Below are 15,733 nucleotides of genomic sequence, written 5' to 3' on the forward strand. Positions count from 1 at the left end.
AAAACAACACAACTACACAATGACTAAAAATAAAAATATAAATCCAACGATTATTGTAATTTTTGGAGGAACCGGAGATCTGGCAAAGAGAAAGCTCTTTCCCGCATTTCAAAATCTGTATCTTGACAGGCGTATGTCTGAGAAGTTTCAGATTATTGCTCTTGGAAGAGCAGAAAAAACAAATGAGGATTTTCGCAATTATGTGGCAGAAAATCTAAATGTCTTTTCAAGAAAAAAAGAGATTGATGCAGAGACGCAAAAATTTCTTTCACACATAACGTATCACAGTCTTGATATTGACAAAGAAGAATCCTACCAAGGTTTAAATGAAAAGATCAACAATTTTGATCTGGCATTTGGAGAACGTGCCAATCGTCTTTTCTATCTTTCGATTACGCCTTCTTTTATCTCGACGATTTCGAGCAATATCAAAAAAATCGGACTTGCAGCTAATCCTAAACAAGACCGTATTATTATTGAAAAGCCTTTTGGTTACGATAAAACGTCAGCAATTGCATTAAATGAAATGCTTTCGCAGACTTTTAAAGAAGAACAGATTTACAGAATCGACCATTATTTAGGAAAAGAAACGGTTCAAAATATTTTGGCTTTCCGTTTTGGAAATTCGATGTTTGAACCTTTGTGGAGCCGTAATTTTATTGATTTTGTCCAAATTACCGTAGCCGAGGAAGTCGGAGTTGAAGAACGCGGCGGTTTTTATGAAGGCGTTGGTGCTTTAAAAGACATGATTCAAAACCATTTGTTTCAGATTCTATGTATGACGGCCATGGAAGCGCCAGCTTCATTAGCAGCAGATGATATTAGAAATCGTAAAGCCGATGTTTTAAAATCGATTCGCCGTATCAAGCCTGATGAAGTTGATCATTACATTGTTAGAGGTCAATATGGTGAAGGTGAAATAAAAGGAACTCCTGTTCCAGGATATCGTCAGGATAAAGGAATTGCGCCAGATTCTAATACAGAAACCTATGTCGCAATGAAAATTTATCTGGATAACTGGAGATGGCAGGGAATTCCGTTCTATCTGCGTTCTGGAAAAAGAATGGAAGAAAAACAATCTTCTATTATTATTCAGTTTAAACCAGTGCCACATTCTTCATTTTCATATGGAAAAGGAGGAATGACTCCAAACCGACTGATTATCAACATTCAGCCGTCTATGGATATCAAATTGCAGTTTATGACCAAGAAACCTGGTTTATCAATGTCGCTGCGACCAGCTGAAATGGTATTTGATTATTTTGAATGCTCTACGATGTCGCCAGAAGCTTATGAAACTTTATTAGCAGATGCTTTGGCAGGAGACCCTACACTATTTATGCGTTGGGATCAGGTAGAAGAAGCCTGGGATGCTATTGATACGATTCAGCAAGTATGGAAAACTACTGCTCCAACTAATTTCCCAAATTACAAAGCAGGAAGCTGGGGACCAGAAGAAGCAGACGAATTATTAGCGCGTCAAGGCCACAAATGGATTCCGAATACACAAACAAAACAAGAAGTTTTAGATGATACAGATTTATAATAATACAGAAGAAATTAATATGGCTGCTACCAATCTATTTGTAGAAGCAGCACAAAAAGCAATTGCCGAAAAAGGCAAATTTACCGCTGTACTTACCGGAGGTTCTTCACCAGCTGGGATTTACAAATTATTAGCTTCTGATGATTACAAAAATAAAATAGACTGGAGCAAAGTTTTCATATTTTGGGGAGACGAAAGATGGGTGCCTCTTAATGATGATTTGAGCAATGCAAAAATGTCTTACAGTACTTTATTAAGCCACGTTCCTATTCCGCAGGAAAACATCTTTGAAATGTATAAAGATGGCGTAACTCCAGGAGATTATGCAGTGGAATATGAAAAATCAATCAGAACTGTTCTTGGTGAAGAAGGGAAATTTGACCTAATCTTATTAGGAATGGGAGATGACGGACACACGGCTTCTCTTTTCCCTGGCGAAGCAGTTTTAGAAGAACAAAACAAATGGGTTGATGCTTATTATTTAGCGCCTCAAAAAATGCACCGCATTACACTTACTGCACCATTAATCAATAAAGCTAAAAAGATTGTTGTTGTTGCTTTTGGAGAAAAAAAAATTAACGCTTTGAAAGAAGTAACTACAGGAGAATACAATCCAACGCTTTACCCAATGCAATTGATCAAACCAGTTTCTGGCGAATTATTGTTTTTGGTTGATAAAGTTGCTGCCGGAACGAATTAGAAATTATTTTATATTGATAATAAAAGGTTTATGCTGAAAAGTATAAACCTTTTTTTTGCTTTAATTTTTCACGCAGATTTTAAAAAAGATTTAAGCAGATAAACGCAGATTTTTAATTAATTTAATCTGCTTAGATCGGCCTAAATATGCAAAATCTGCGTGAAAAAAACTCGGCAAAAATAACTTATCACATTGAAAAAAAATTATTTACAAAAACATATTTATTTTTTTTATACTTTTACCTAAGAGACTCATATTCAATTTGATAGATTATTTATCCGAGTTTTATTCCCCCAAGCTTTTACACGAATTATATAACTGCAAATACATTTTTGAGATGAAATATAATTACATAATAATTGCTGTTTTTCTTCTTTTTGCTTGCAATAAAAATAAAAATGCAGAAACTGAATCCCCTAAAATCAGTGCCAATCAAGGATGCTACATGCCGAAAACAAATGATAAAGATTGGTATTCCGAAAATAAAAAAGCACCAAAGTTTAAAGGTCTTGATGGCGTAAATTTTAAAATTTCAACTAAAAATCAAGAAGCTCAAGAATACTTTAATCAAGGAATGATGCTGGCGTATGGTTTTAATCATGCCGAAGCAGCAAGATCGTTTTATGAAGCAACCCGCTTAGATCCCAATTGTGCAATGGCATATTGGGGTTTTGCTTATGTTTTAGGTCCAAATTATAATGGAGGAATGGAAGAGGATAATTTTCAGCGGGCTTATGATGCAGTTCAAAAAGCCAAAAAACTTTCGGCAAACTGTTCTCCAAAAGAAATTGCGCTAATTGATGCCCTCACGTTTCGATACGCCGAAAAACCGCCTACCGACCGAAAACCTTTAGATAGTGCTTATGCTGCCACAATGAAAAAAGTGTACATCAAATTTTCATCAGATCCTGATATTGGTGCGCTTTACGCCGAATCACTTATGAATCTTCATCCTTGGGATTTGTATGAAAAAGATACCGAAAAACCAAAAAAATGGGCGCCACAGATATTAAGCGTTTTAAATGAATTAATTAAAAAAAATCCGAAACATCCTGGTGCACATCATTTTTTAGTCCATGCCGAAGAAGCTTCTGCACATCCTGAAAATGCGCTAAAAAGTGCTAAATTATTAGAAACTTTAGTTCCGGGTTCTGGTCATTTGGTACACATGCCATCTCATATTTACATTCGTACTGGCGATTACCATAAAGGCTCGCTTTCAAATATTGAAGCCATAAAAATTGACAGTCTTTATACAACTGTTTGTCATGCACAAGGCGCTTATCCTCTCGCCTATTATCCACATAATTATCATTTTTTAACGGCAACTGCGGCGTTGGAAGGCGATTCTAGATTGGCTTGGAAATCGGCACAAAAACTTCAGGAACATATTTCGACTCAAATTATGCGTGAACCTGGCTGGGGAACATTGCAACATTATTATACTATTCCGTATTATATCGCTGTAAAATTTTCGATGTGGGACAATGTTATGGCACTTCCAAAACCAGATAAAGATCTTATTTATCCAAGTGCTATTTGGCATTACGCACGAGGCATGGCATTTCTTGGAAAAAATGAGGTAAAAAATGCCGAAAAAGAACTTGCTTTACTCAATGAATTATCTACAAATAAAACTTTAAAAGATCTAACAATCTGGAATATCAATACAACGCTCGATCTCATTCAGATAGCATCAAACGTACTTTTGGCTGGAATTGAAGCAAAAAAGAATAACTTAGATAAAGCAATTGTGCTGTTAAACAAAGCTGTAGCAATTGAAGATCGCTTAAATTACAATGAACCGCCAGATTGGTTTTTCTCTGTAAGACATTATTTAGGAGCGGTTTTAATCAAATCTGGAAAATATAAAGAAGCTGAAAAAATTTATCTCCAAGATTTAGAAACTTTGCCGAAAAACGGCTGGGCATTAATTGGACTTTATAATGCTTTGCAACAACAGAAAAAAGAAAAAGAAGCGTTGAAAATAAAAACTGCTTTTGATAATTCCTGGCAGTTTGCCGATGCAAAAATTAAATCGTCGTCGACAATTGCCGATTAAAGTGATTTGATGTATACAAAAAGTTTAGCTAAATTTACTTCATATGGAAGAACTGAGAAAACATATTGAAGAAATTTCGCCCTTAACAAATGAAGAATTTGATTATATCAAGACATTCTTCAAAGAGAAAAAAGTAAAAAAACATCAATATCTGCTTCAGGATGGCGACAAAGTGACTTCCGAATATTGGATTGTAAAAGGCATTTTTCGTGCTTTTTATATTGATAAAGACGGAAAAGAACATATTTTGCAATTTGCATTAGAAAATTGGTGGCTCTCTGATTACAATGCTTTTTTTAATCAAACGGAGTCGAATATTAATATCATTTGTATGGAAGATGCTTTAATTTTATCGCTTTCACTTTCTGCTCGGGAACAATTAGCTTCGGAGCTTCATAAAATGGAGCATTTCTTCAGAATGAAATTGACCAGCGGTTATTCGGCGCAGCAAAGACGAATTATTTCGCTTCTTTCCAATAATCCGAAGAAACGATATGAAGATTTTGCAAATCTCTATCCAAGCATTATGCAAAAAATACCCAAAAAATATATAGCCGAATATTTAGGCGTTAGCCGAGAAACTTTAAGCCGTTTATACTCAACTACTGGCCGAGATTAACAAAACCTCAAGCGTGATTTTTATCGCGCTTTTTTTATACCCTCATTTCAACAGCAAAAATCATTCTTAACCAAAGTCAATGATTTTAAAGAAGCTGTAAATCTACTTTTGCTCCGTAATCAATGTTAAATCAAGCTTTTTTGAAAGTGTGATTTGAATCACAGTTTTAAAGTGAGTTCGATCAACCGCCAGGTTTTAAACTTGACGGAAATTTGTCTCAGATGAAAAGCTAATTATTTCGCTTAGAATTTATTTAACTGAAAACATTCAATAATTAAAAAAATAAGAATCATGAAAACAACTGCTTTTAAATCCATTAATAAAAAAATTATCGCTTCGATAAATGTGCTCGTTCTTATGACAGTAACAGCCAAAGCTCAAAATTCAATAACTGTAAAGACAAAAATTTTGAACGAAACAATTTCAAAAATGACCATGTACGAAGTGAAAGAAGGAGAAGTTACTCAATTTCAAAAAACACTTTCAGATTATGTTTTTAGTGCAATTGCTTCAAAAGAAAATATCATGGCCGAAGCTTTTTACGAAGAAAAAAAACCGAATATTTTATGGCTGATTGAAAGATGGAACAGCAAAAATGAATTAGAAAAATTCAGCAAAAAAACGCAGGTAAAATCCTTAGCAGCATTGGCTGAAAAATCACTTCAAAAACCTGCTAAAACGTATTATGTAAAAGATCTTGAACCATTAACAAAGGAACAATGGAGAAGAACTTCTAAAAAAGAAGACAATCAGCTTGTTATAATGCTTTTTGTTGATGCCAAAAAAGGAACGCAGCAAAACTTTAAAGACACCTATCATATTGCAATGCCACAGTTTCGCAGTGAGCCTGGAGTTGTAACCTATCAGCTTTCTGAAATTGAAGGTGATGATACACAATTTGTAACCTATGAAAAATTCAGAAGCAAAGACGCTTTTCAATATCATCTGAATTTCCCTCCAATTAAGCCAGTCATCGAATATTTAGAAACAAGTATTAAAACGCAGCCTTTTCAAAACGGATTGCATAATCTGATTGAATTTGCACCCTTAACTAGAGAATAATCCAAAGAATTTCATTCATAAAAAACAATTATAAATATTTTAAAAATTAGAAATCATGAAAAATTTAAAACAAGTTATCGCCGCCGGTTTAGTTGGCACAGCATTAAGTGCAGAAGCTCAAGTTAATCACGAACTGAACGTAATGAATCAATTAGCAACTCCTTCACATGTGTCTGTGATGCCCGTTTCTCAGTTATTAAACGCACCTGGAAATGAGGCTTTGAGAGATTTCTTTTTTACTCCTGTAAAAGATAAAACGATATTAAAAGGCAAAAAAATTGCTGTACTTGCTGCAGATGGTTTTGAAGAAATTGAATTAACTGGACCGGTTTGGTATTTTAGAGAACTTGGTGCTCAAGTCGATATTATTGCTCCAAAATTTAATCCAGCTCCAGCAAGATATGGCTTAAGCACTCCAGAAATGGCAAAAACGCATATCATGGCAATTCAATATTTACAGCCAGTTGGGTGGATTAAATTTGACCGCACTGCAGACCAAATAAAAGTAAGCGATTATGACGCCGTATTTATTCCGGGTGGTGCTTGGAATCCAGACAACCTTCGTTATGACAAAGACGTTATCAAATTCATTAAGGATTTCAATAAATCAGGTAAACTAATTGCTGCTATATGTCACGCTCCTGTGGTTTTAGCTTCTGCAGATATTCTTAAAGGCAGAAAATTAACCGGATATTGGAACATTCAAATTGACCTTAAAAACGCAGGCGGAATCGTTTCTGACGAACCTGTAGTAGTTGATGCCAATATTATTACAAGCAGACACCCAATTGATGTTGCTGATTTTTCAAAAGCAGTAGAAAGCTGGTTGGCGAAAAAATAATTATTCTAAAAATTTAACGGAAACTGAACTTTCAGTTTCCGTTATTCAAACAAAACAACTTATTAAATAATGAAAATAAATATTTTTGAACCTGCTTCTTTAGGTTCTTTACAACTAAAAAACCGTATTTCAATGGCTCCAATGACAAGAGCGAGAAATGCAGACGGAATTCCGAATAATGATAATGCAAAATATTACGCACAGCGCACCGGAGCCGTATTAATTATTACCGAAGGAACAGCAATTTCTGATACCGCAAAAGGAGTTCTTTATATTCCAGGTTTATATACTCAAGAGCAAATAGAAGGCTGGAAAAAAGTTACTAAAGCGGTACATGAAAAAGGAAGTACCATATTTACACAATTATGGCATGTTGGCCGAGTTTCCCACACATCCAATCAGCCGGGCGGAATTGCTCCTGTTGGTCCGTCAGATATTCAGGCGACAAGTTCTTTTGCTTGGGGTTACGATGAAAATGGAAAAGAAGGCCCAGTAATTTCTTCTAAACCAAGAGCGCTTTCAAGTTTAGAAGTTAAGCAAATTGTAAAAGACTTTGCAAATGCTGCTAAAAATGCAATCGATGCCGGTTTTGACGGCGTTGAACTTCATGGAGCCAATGGTTATTTGATCGAACAATTTTTAAATCCGTTTGTGAATAATCGTTCTGATGAATATGGAGGCAGTATTGAAAACAGATCCCGATTTTTATTAGAAGCTGTTGATGCCGTTATTGCAACTGTTGGGCACGAAAAAACTGCCATCCGACTTACACCATACGGCGGTTTAGGCGATTTGCCTCATTATGATGAAATCGAAGCCACTTATCAGTATTTGGCAAAAGAATTATCAAAAAGAAATCTTGCCTATTTACATTTAATGGATCAGCAGTCAAAAGGAAGCCACGCATTGCCTGACGGATTTTTGGAGCGTTTTCGTTCTTGGTACGATGGTGTTATAATTTTAGCAGGAAGTATGGACAGAGAAAAATCTGAAAAACTTATAAACGCCGGAATTATCGATATTGCAGGTTTTGGTGAACCATTTATCTCAAATCCTGATTTGGTTGAACGTTTAGAAAACAATTGGGAACTAACGCCACCAAACAGAAATTTACATTACGGTTTGGGAAATCACGGTTATACGGATTGGAAAACGTATAAAGAACTAGAAGTCGCTTAATTTACTTGCCAATCATTCTTTTTCGAAGTCGGCTTAAGGATTCTGGTTTAATGCCAATGTACGACGAAAGCTGATTTTGCGACACTAATTGAAAAAGATAAGGTTCTTTTTTCAAAATGGTCTTGTAGCGCTCTTCTGGTGTTTGAAAATGAAGCATTTCCTGTCGTTCAATAATAATCAAATAAGCAGATTCGGCAATAAGTCTTCCAAATTTTGACCAATTTGGACAAGTGTCATATAAACGTTCTACTTTCTCATATTCTAAAACAATTACTTTCGAATCTTCCATCGCTCTGCAACTGTAATGAGCAGTTCCTTGCGTGATAAAACTAGCGAAATCAACCAGAAAATCATTTGCTTTTGCAAATCTGCTGTTGATTTCGTTTCCTTTATAATCCACATAAAACATTCTGAAAAAACCACTTTCAATAAAATAGATATGACGGCATATTTCACCTTGCTGTAAAAGGTCGGTATCTTTTTTTACATCCATGTGGCCAATTATTGGGAGCATCAAATCATACTCCGCGTCAGACATAGGCACAATTGATGTAATCACATTTTTAAGCGCATCCATAATACTGATTTTAAGAGAAATAAGTATTTAAAATTAGATTTAATTCTGCTAAGTACAAAATCTGATTCTAAATATTAATCATTCGTTCTTAACCAAAGTCAACGGTATCTGCAAAATTACGGCGCTACCTTTGTCATGTAAATAAGCTGAAAAACAATAATTTACAACATTTTAAAATTAATCTATTACTAAATAATTAAAAAAACTTAATCATGAAAACCACATTCAACATCGAAGCAAAATCAAACAAGAATCCAAAACTAGGATTTAGAATCCATCTTCTTGTATTTTTATTAGTTACCCCAATTGTATTTATTGTTTGGTACCTAACCAGCACAACTTATCCTTGGCCACTTTGGTCAACTCCAGCATGGGCAGTGGGAGTCGTTTTTCACTATTTAGGCGTATTTGTATTCAAAAAAAATAATACTAAATCTTTTGGTCATGGAAACAAATCTTACAGCATTTAAGCGCATTGTAACCGGTCATGATGCTGATGGAAAAGCCATTATAGTATCAAACGAAGTGCCTTCTCGCACGTATATGGTTGGCGGACCAAACGGTGCTAAGTTTCACGAAATTTGGAACACACAACAAACTCCAGCATTCATTGACAGTGAAACAAATCCAGAGGAAAACGCACTAACATTAGGTCCACCAAAACAAGGCACAAGAATTCGAGTTATTGATTTTCCGCCCGAAAGTGATGAAATTCGAAATCTTACTAAAGAGCAAGCTTTTGAGCATTTTAAAACAATGAAAGGCGAACACGCTTCAAAAGCAGATGAAGATGCACCGCATCCATTGATGCACAAAACAGAAACCATTGATTACGGAATTGTTCTTGAAGGCGAACTTACCTTAATTGTTGATCGAGGCGAAACCATTGCAAAAGCCGGCGACATTATCATACAGCGAGGCACAAATCATGCTTGGAGCAATAAATCCGGAAAAATATGCCGTGTTGTATTTATTCTGATTGATGGAAAATTTGACGAAAAACTACTTTAATTTCAATAAACAAAGCCATGCGAGTAAATCCTATAAAACCCGAAACAATGACTCCCGAAGTTCGTTATGTGCACGATGAAATTTTCAAACTCATCACACATAGCCAAGGCCCGGTTTCTATGACAAATGATGAAGGTGCTTTAACAGGCCCGTTCCCTCCTATGCTTGCTTTTCCGCAATTTGGAGTTCCCGCTTTAAGTTTTGTACGTTCATTAGACAATCATGCAACGCTTTCTAAAAAAGTCAGAGAAGTTGCCATTCTAACAGTTGGTGCAACATATGGAGCTCGTTTTGAACTTTATGCACACGAAATCATGGCAAAACATCTTGGTTTCTCTGCGGAAGCTGTTGCATCATTAGCATCAGGAAATCGTCCGACAGAATTGAATCAGGAAGAAGCCATAGCTTTTGAAATTGCTTCTGTTTTAGCAAAAGGTAAAATTGTTCCCGATGCCGCTTATAACTTGGGGAAAGATTTACTTGGAAGAGATGGTGTCGCTGAACTTATATTCTTGATTGGCTCTTACAGCTTTCTGGCAATGATTTTAAATGGTTTTGATGTTCCTGCGCCAGAAAATTAAATAGAAATCATAAGTTCCTTTATTTAAAAAGCCTTGAAAAAGTAAATTTCAAGGCTTTTTAAATTATGATTGATGTAAATTAAAAATCGATTTAAGTTCCAGAATAGTTTTTCCTGACGGAAGTTCTTTGGCGCCAATAATTAATTTTTCTGCCAAAAGCGAAGTTGTAATTGGTTTTAGATTATTGAAAAGTCCTATTACATTAAGTGCTTTTATTATTTTAATAGAAATCTTTTCGCCTAAACGATCTGTATTTTCTCTAATCAGCGGACCGGGTCTGAAAATTAAATATTGTTCAAAATGAAGATCAGCAATAAAATCTTCTAGTTGTCCTTTCATTTTAGAATAAAAAACACTGCTCTTTGCCGAAGCTCCATAAGAAGAAACCAAAACAAAAGATGTCACTTCATTATTTTTAGCCGCTACTGCAAAATCTGCAGGAATATCATAATCAATTTTCCATTGATTTTCTTTTGAGCCTGCATCTTTTAATGTTGTTCCGAGGCACGAAAACAGCACATCTCCATTTATTAAATCTTTGAACTGATTTATTTCTGAAAAATTCACAATATGTTCTGCCAATTTAGGATGCGATTTTCCTGTTGCACGACGCACAAAAATAGAGACAGAACTATAATCATCATTTCCGAGAAGCTGTTCTACCAATTCTTTTCCCGTTGCGCCTGTAGCTCCAATTACTAATGCTTTCATATTAAAATAGAAGTTTAAAGATTAGATTTCTTTCTTTGGAAAAATTTAATTTGAGACTAAATTTAATGAAAAAAAGAATTTCAATCTTGAAATAAGCAGACTTTCAAATAAACTCATAAAGACTACTATTATAAACAAAAAAAAACTGCTTTTTTTAAAGCAGTTTTTAAATTCAAAATCTAAAAAATAACCCCCAATAAACTCAACAAATTATAAGAAACCTTCCCTTTTTTTACTGACTTTTAATTAGTTTGGAGAATAAGCGAATTTTGTCTCAAGGTACATTTCGTCAAAATCAATTCCCAAAAAATTCAAGGTTTTTAAAAAGCTTTTCACCTTGTTTTTTGCTTCCTTATTTGCTCCAGTATAAAACAATTCATTTCCAGATTGTACTTTCTTTGGCGATACCTGAATTTCAGAATCGACAATATTGTGTATTTTAACTATATGTGCTTCTGGCAAAAGCGACGCAATAATTTCGCCAGATGATTTCAAATTTAAGCTTGGTGCAAGACATTCTAAACTATAAATTGGATTGTTTGCATGAAGCAGTATTTTTTCTGACATATCAGGCAGATCAGACAAAAAAAGCTGGATATCTTCCCGAGGCACAAATACTACAAGCATTTTTGCTTCTGCAGCTTCCCGTCTGCTTACTAATTTTACTTTACCTTCCATCATTCCAACAAGATCCCGTACGTGATTGTTGCTTCGTGTATGACTAATTAATACTTGATGTCCTGATTTGGCTGCTCTTGCTGCTAAATCCATAGTTGTTCGGCAAACTCCAATAAATCCAATTTTCATAATTTTTTCGTTTTTAATCTACTTTGATTTTATAAAAAAATTCTTAAATCGTTAAAGTAAAATTTGTTAGCATTACAAATATAATTCTATATGCAATCGATTGAATTGCAAGAGCGTACCAATAAACCTACATTTTTGTAGATTTAAAACTACAAATCAAAAATTCTTGATTTTGTTTGTTATGTTTGTGCTATAAATCTGATTTCAAAAATGACGTTATTGCCCACTTTTCGTTATTATTGGTTGCTGCTGCTGTTTGTTGCAGGCAAAGGTTTTTGCCAAGAAAACTATTCTTTCAGATGGTATACTGCTGACAATAACGAATTGCCTCAAAGCAGTATAAAGGCAATCGTTGCTGATAAATACAATTTTATTTGGATGACAACAGAAAACGGAATCGTTCGTTATGACGGTAACGTTTTTACTGCTTTCAATTCATCTAATACTTCATTGGAACAAAGTCGTTTTACAGATATTTTTGGAAGTATTCAAACAGATAGTCTGACCGCTTATAATCAAGGAAAAAAAGAGCTGGCATTGATTAATCAACGAAAAGTAAAGATTATCAAGAAAAGGGGTGAAGCACTTAATATCACTAGAAATGGTCAATATTTTTTCTTTCACGACGGATTGCCTTCCTACGTTACAATTGATCCGTTTGAGCCCTATTATATCAAATTATCTAACGGAAATATCTTTTTTATAGATTCTAAAACTATTGAGTTATGTGATGCTAAAATGAAAAGCATCTATAAAATCGCTTATAAAAATAATAACGTCTTTAATTTTTTTGCCACTGCAAATACACTTTATTATCTAAATGAAGATGGTAAATACGACAGTTTTTCGGAGTCAGGAAAATCTTCTGGCTCATTAGATCCAAGTATTTTTACTGCTAAACGTAATCTTTTTTGGAACATAACCACGCACCAGATTTTTTTCTCTATTAAAAATAAAGTCTATTTTCTAAGAGAACATAACAACCAGCTTTCTGCAAAACTAATTGTTGAATTCAAAGACTTTGAAAAAAGCAATATTATTTCGATTTATTACGACCAAATCAATAGAAAAGTATACTTAGGAAGCAGTACAGACGGTTTGTGTATTATTAATTTTCCCGTTTTTAAATCGGTTAAAAAAGACTCTAAAAATTCGGAAGTTTATTATGCCGCTCATGCTTTTAGCGACAGCACCATAATCACGCCTAGAGGATTAATATTCAATAACAAAAAGTTTCTTGATAGTATTGTTTTTCCAAAAACTGTTTTTTTAGATGAGAAAATTACGCTCGCTTTGGACGAAAACAAAAATATCTGGATTGCCCGTTTGTACAATGTTCTTTGTTTTTTAAAAAGTACCAATTACAAAAAGTCAATTGTTTATAAATTCAATCAAAACCCAAAGGTCATATTTAAAGATCAAGATAATACAATCTGGGTAAGTTTGAGTGAAGATGAGTTTAATAATGCAAAATTATATAGCATCAAAAATGGAAAAGTTTCTTTGATTGCTATATTAAAAAGCAAGATTACTTTTATTGCACAATATGACAAAGATATCCTGTACTTTGGAACTGAAAAAGGTCTTTTCAGATTTAATAAAAAAGAGCGAAAACTATTTTTCATAAAAGGTTCTGAAAAAATAAATATCAGAAGCTTATTCATTGACAGTCAGAAAAAAATATGGCTGACTACTTACGAAAAAGGCTTCTTTTTGTATGATAATAAAATGTTCCATTCTTTTCCGAAAGACGAAGACAATTATCTAAATTCAGCTCATTCTATAATTGAAGATAAAAAAGGTTTTTTCTGGATTCCGACCAACAAAGGTCTTTTTCAAGTGTCCAGAAAAACTTTAATTAAGTATAATAAGAATAAATCGGGTCCTATCTATTATCATCAATACAACAAATCAGATGGTTTTTTAACAAATGAATTCAACGGTGGTTGCCAGCCCAACAGCAATCTTCTTAAAAATGACAATATTGTTTTACCGTCAATCAATGGTTTTGTATTTTTTAATCCTTATAATGTAGTCCCGTTGTTTCCTGGCAGAGATCTTTATATAGATAAAGTAATTGTTGATCAAAAGCCAGTTCAGTCAAATGATACGATTGTATTGCCAAATAATTTTCAAAGAGTTAGCATTTTAATTGCTTACCCGTATTATGGAAATCCTGAAAATTTACATATTGAAGCAAAGCTTGAAAAAACGGCAAATAGTCGTTGGGAACGTATTAAAAATGAAAGATCAATATCATTTACCACGTTACCACCAGGGGAATACAAACTGACAATCAGAAGTTTATCTGACTTTGACTCTGAGTACGTTTATAAACGAATTTTACTCAAAGTTCCAGCTAAATTTTATCAAACAATCTGGTTTACAATCTTGAATTATGTTTTATTGATTGCTTTTATCATTTCACTTTGGTATGTACGATTGTATTATATCAAAAGAAAGAGCATAAAATTGCAACAGGTTATTGATATAAAAACAAAAAAACTGGCAGCGACAGTTAAAAAACTACAGAAAACAAAAAGTAATCTAAAGCAAGAAATAAAGCAACAAGAAACACTGGTTAAAAGTATAAGCCACGATATCAAAAGCCCTTTAAAATTCTTGACAAACTCGATCACGCATTTATTTGAAAATGAAATAATTCAAGACGATTCGAAGTTAAAAAAACATGTAGGAACAATTAAAATGTCGACTACACAGCTGTATGAATATGTTGAAAATCTAATTAAATACTCCTCTATTTTTATTGAAGGAAAAAAATTGGAAGATCACAGTTACTCATTATACGATCTGATCGAGGAAAAATTTGATATTTTTGAAAAAATTGCCGAAGCTGAAAATATAGAAATGATCAACAGCGTAGATCCTAATCTACGAATCAGAACGAATAAAAAAGCGCTTCCTATCATTGTGCATAATCTTGTCGATAATGCGCTAAAAAACACATCAAATGGTCACGTAGAACTATTTTCAGGGACAAAAAACAATACGCTTTTACTCACCATTATTGATAATGGAAAAGGAATGAGTCCTGAGCTTATTAATTATTATTTAGAATTTTACAAAAAACCTATTGTCAAAAACTATCATTTAGGATTGCACATGATTATTGAACTTTTGCTGATTATTGAAGGAAATATCAATATTACAAGCGAACTTAACCATGGAACTGCAATTGAAATAATGGTGGAATACGACTAATATTCGAAAGTTTTGAAAAGATTAATAAGTTCAACTAAGTTTGTGATTTTAAGTTTTTCAAAAAGCCTTGCCTTATAAGTACTTACTGTTGACATGTGAATATTAAGCATGTTTGAAATTTCAAGATTTCCGTTGCCATTTATCAGCATTTCGGCAATTTGAAGTTCTCTTTTTGATAAGGTTTCAAGAGGATTTCTTGTCTTTTTTGCTGTTCTTACTTCCAATAATTTACTCACCAGTTCTGGAGAAATATAAGACGAAGTTTCAAAAACAGATTTTATAGCAAACATCATTTTTTCTTCACTGCAAAGTTTGTTCAGATATCCGTTTGCACCAGCCGAAATATACTGAAGTGCATATTGATCTTCTTCGTGAGCCGAAAAAACAAGAATTTTAACTGCAGGCTGAATCGCTCTAATATCACTGATCATTTCGGTGCTTTTTCCGCCCGGAATATTAATATCCAAAAGAACCATACAAAAAGGCTTTTCCCTTAAAAGGGCAACAGCTTCAAAGAAATTTTCGGCATTTGAAATTTCTACGTTTTCGATTTGTTTCTCCAAAACCATGGATACTCCATTGCGAACCACTAAATGATCATCGACAATTAAAATTTGCTTCATACATAAATATATTCACCGCCAAAATAAATACTATTTTTTAAACAAGTGAATATTTTAGAACGATATTTTTCAAAAAAAATGAACCGCTTTGGATTTATCTCAGATGTTTTGTTCGTAGTCTTAAATTAGCTAGGTCTGAAAAAGCTTATTTTAACCACAAATTACACAAATTTTCGCAAATTAATTTGTGGT

General features: G+C 33.7%; 15 protein-coding genes. 11 read left to right on the top strand and 4 right to left on the bottom strand.

Annotated elements, in window-relative coordinates; all coding sequences use genetic code 11:
- Nucleotides 1-19: 19 nt before the first annotated feature.
- The 7 genes from zwf (at nucleotide 20) to RB619_RS09180 (ending at nucleotide 8,009) form a co-directional block, all read left to right on the top strand.
- On the top strand, nucleotides 20-1,546 hold the full coding sequence (gene zwf / locus RB619_RS09150) for a glucose-6-phosphate dehydrogenase (protein ID WP_308096610.1): 1,527 nt from the start codon (nucleotides 20-22) through the stop codon (nucleotides 1,544-1,546).
- Entirely contained in the window at nucleotides 1,530-2,246 is a 717-nt protein-coding gene (gene pgl / locus RB619_RS09155; protein ID WP_308096612.1) for a 6-phosphogluconolactonase, read from the top strand. Before zwf ends, pgl begins: the two co-directional genes overlap by 17 nt.
- Nucleotides 2,247-2,583: 337 nt before the next feature.
- Nucleotides 2,584-4,308, top strand: coding sequence for a hypothetical protein (locus RB619_RS09160; RefSeq protein ID WP_308096614.1), 1,725 nt, complete (start codon nucleotides 2,584-2,586; stop codon nucleotides 4,306-4,308).
- 43 nt (nucleotides 4,309-4,351) lie between these two features.
- Nucleotides 4,352-4,927 (top strand): Crp/Fnr family transcriptional regulator, encoded by a 576-nt coding sequence (locus RB619_RS09165; RefSeq protein ID WP_308096616.1) that lies wholly within the window; start codon nucleotides 4,352-4,354, stop codon nucleotides 4,925-4,927.
- Nucleotides 4,928-5,218: 291 nt separating this feature from the next.
- Complete coding sequence (locus tag RB619_RS09170; protein WP_308096618.1) at nucleotides 5,219-5,989, top strand: antibiotic biosynthesis monooxygenase family protein; 771 nt, start codon at nucleotides 5,219-5,221, stop codon at nucleotides 5,987-5,989.
- A 55-nt stretch (nucleotides 5,990-6,044) separates the two neighbouring features.
- Nucleotides 6,045-6,830, top strand: coding sequence for a type 1 glutamine amidotransferase domain-containing protein (locus tag RB619_RS09175; protein WP_308096620.1), 786 nt, complete (start codon nucleotides 6,045-6,047; stop codon nucleotides 6,828-6,830).
- 69 nt (nucleotides 6,831-6,899) lie between these two features.
- Nucleotides 6,900-8,009, top strand: a complete 1,110-nt coding sequence (locus tag RB619_RS09180; protein ID WP_308096622.1) for an alkene reductase — start codon at nucleotides 6,900-6,902, stop codon at nucleotides 8,007-8,009.
- Between the two features lies 1 nt (nucleotide 8,010).
- Here the strand turns inward: RB619_RS09180 and RB619_RS09185 are convergent, their stop codons facing one another.
- The gene (locus RB619_RS09185) at nucleotides 8,011-8,586 is read right to left on the bottom strand and encodes a Crp/Fnr family transcriptional regulator (RefSeq protein WP_308096624.1); all 576 of its coding nucleotides are present in this window, start codon (nucleotides 8,584-8,586) and stop codon (nucleotides 8,011-8,013) included.
- A 212-nt stretch (nucleotides 8,587-8,798) separates the two neighbouring features.
- On the opposite strand from RB619_RS09185, the gene RB619_RS09190 reads away from it, so the two are divergent.
- Genes RB619_RS09190 through RB619_RS09200 form a run of 3 tightly spaced genes read left to right on the top strand, consistent with a single transcriptional unit; the run spans nucleotide 8,799 to nucleotide 10,178 of the window.
- Nucleotides 8,799-9,056 carry a 2TM domain-containing protein gene (locus tag RB619_RS09190; RefSeq protein WP_308096627.1) on the top strand — a complete coding sequence of 86 codons (258 nt, stop codon included), beginning with the start codon at nucleotides 8,799-8,801 and terminating at the stop codon, nucleotides 9,054-9,056.
- Entirely contained in the window at nucleotides 9,031-9,597 is a 567-nt protein-coding gene (locus tag RB619_RS09195) for a cupin domain-containing protein (RefSeq protein WP_308096630.1), read from the top strand. Before RB619_RS09190 ends, RB619_RS09195 begins: the two co-directional genes overlap by 26 nt.
- Before the next feature lie 17 nt (nucleotides 9,598-9,614).
- Nucleotides 9,615-10,178, top strand: a complete 564-nt coding sequence (locus RB619_RS09200) for a hypothetical protein (RefSeq protein ID WP_308096632.1) — start codon at nucleotides 9,615-9,617, stop codon at nucleotides 10,176-10,178.
- A gap of 63 nt (nucleotides 10,179-10,241) precedes the next feature.
- On the opposite strand, the gene RB619_RS09205 is transcribed toward RB619_RS09200, so the two are convergent.
- Together RB619_RS09205 and RB619_RS09210 are read right to left on the bottom strand one after the other, a co-directional pair.
- Nucleotides 10,242-10,889, bottom strand: a complete 648-nt coding sequence (locus RB619_RS09205; RefSeq protein WP_308096634.1) for an NAD(P)H-binding protein — start codon at nucleotides 10,887-10,889, stop codon at nucleotides 10,242-10,244.
- A gap of 246 nt (nucleotides 10,890-11,135) precedes the next feature.
- Nucleotides 11,136-11,696, bottom strand: coding sequence for an NAD(P)-binding domain-containing protein (locus RB619_RS09210; protein ID WP_308096637.1), 561 nt, complete (start codon nucleotides 11,694-11,696; stop codon nucleotides 11,136-11,138).
- Between the two features lie 210 nt (nucleotides 11,697-11,906).
- Between RB619_RS09210 and RB619_RS09215 the strand changes: the two genes are divergently transcribed.
- On the top strand, nucleotides 11,907-14,918 hold the full coding sequence (locus RB619_RS09215; RefSeq protein ID WP_308096639.1) for an ATP-binding protein: 3,012 nt from the start codon (nucleotides 11,907-11,909) through the stop codon (nucleotides 14,916-14,918).
- Here the strand turns inward: RB619_RS09215 and RB619_RS09220 are convergent.
- Nucleotides 14,915-15,541 carry a response regulator transcription factor gene (locus RB619_RS09220; protein ID WP_308096642.1) on the bottom strand — a complete coding sequence of 209 codons (627 nt, stop codon included), beginning with the start codon at nucleotides 15,539-15,541 and terminating at the stop codon, nucleotides 14,915-14,917. The two genes, RB619_RS09215 and RB619_RS09220, sit on opposite strands and share 4 nt — an antisense overlap.
- Nucleotides 15,542-15,733: the final 192 nt, after the last annotated feature.

Source organism: Flavobacterium sp. LHD-80, from assembly GCF_030929605.1.
Taxonomy (GTDB): Bacteria; Bacteroidota; Bacteroidia; order Flavobacteriales; family Flavobacteriaceae; genus Flavobacterium.